The organism is Mesorhizobium sp. M7A.F.Ca.CA.004.12.1.1 (assembly GCF_003997835.1).
Taxonomy (GTDB): domain Bacteria; phylum Pseudomonadota; class Alphaproteobacteria; order Rhizobiales; family Rhizobiaceae; genus Mesorhizobium.
This window is the reverse complement of sequence record NZ_RZRK01001273.1, coordinates 1-1,058: the sequence shown is the minus strand read 5'-3', so window position 1 is coordinate 1,058 and position 1,058 is coordinate 1. Positions and strand designations below refer to the sequence as shown.

1 protein-coding gene is annotated in these 1,058 nt (G+C 66.6%); it reads left to right on the top strand.

What is annotated here, in order from left to right:
• The coding region (locus tag EN984_RS35715; protein WP_127384413.1) for a DUF882 domain-containing protein at positions 1-1,058 on the top strand (1,058 nt) is incomplete at both ends.

The following is a 1,058-nucleotide window of genomic DNA, read 5'->3' as shown; positions in this document are numbered from 1 at the left end:
GATTTCTATATTCCCGGCGTGCCGCTTAAGAAGCTGCGCAACATCGGTCTCAAGATGCAGGGCGGCGGCGTCGGCTACTATCCGTCATCCGGTTCGCCGTTCGTCCACATGGATATCGGCAATGTGCGCCATTGGCCCGGTATCAGCCGGCAGGAACTGGTCAGCCTGTTCCCCAATGGCAAGACGCTGCATGTGCCGAGCGACGGCAGGCCGCTGCCCGGCTTTGAGCAGGCGCTCGCCTCCTACAAGGCGCGCAAGGGTTCAGGCTCGCCGGCCATCGAGATGGCCAGCGCCGGCGGCAGCGGCAAGAAGTCAGGTGGCTTCCTGTCGGCATTCTTCGGCGGCGGCGACGACGAGGCCGAAGACAGCGCCGATGTCCAGACCGCTTCGGCGGCCCCCCCGCCCAAGGCGAGAAACCTGAAGCCGGCAGCAGCAGCCAAGACCAGCAACCTCCCGGGCATTGCCATCGTGGCGCCGGAGAATGCGCGGCGCGCCGAGATTCCGCAGGTGGCCGAGCAGCAGGCTCCGGAGCCGGAAGAGGACACGCCGGAGACGATCATCGCCGCATTGCCGGCCCGAAGCGTTCCGCTGCCGGATTTCGCACCGCGGCCAAAAGCCGATCTCGGCGCTCAGCAGCCTGAGAATGTTCCTTTTGCGATGGCGGAGGCGACAGCCACCACCGAGCAGGCCGTGGCGACCGCGCATGCGCCGGCGAGCGTTCCTTTCGGCGTGGCCGATGCAACGGCTTCGGCTAATCCGGCCCAGGTCGCGGTCAACAACATACCGTTGCCGACATGGCGTCCCGACAATTCGCTGCCGGCCGCTTTGGCTGCGGCGCCCAGCAAGGATGTGCTGATGGCGCTGGCCGAGACGGCTGATCAAAGCAAGACGGCGACCGATGCGTTCTCGGTGCTGCCGACGGCGCGGCCCGAGATGGCCAGGCCGGATGCGGTCAAGGCCGTGCTCGACGAGGCCAATGCCCAGGTCGGTGCGGCCGATTACCAGCTTGCTTCCTTGTCCGGATCCGAGCCGCGTTCGGCGTTCAACGATCCAGGCAC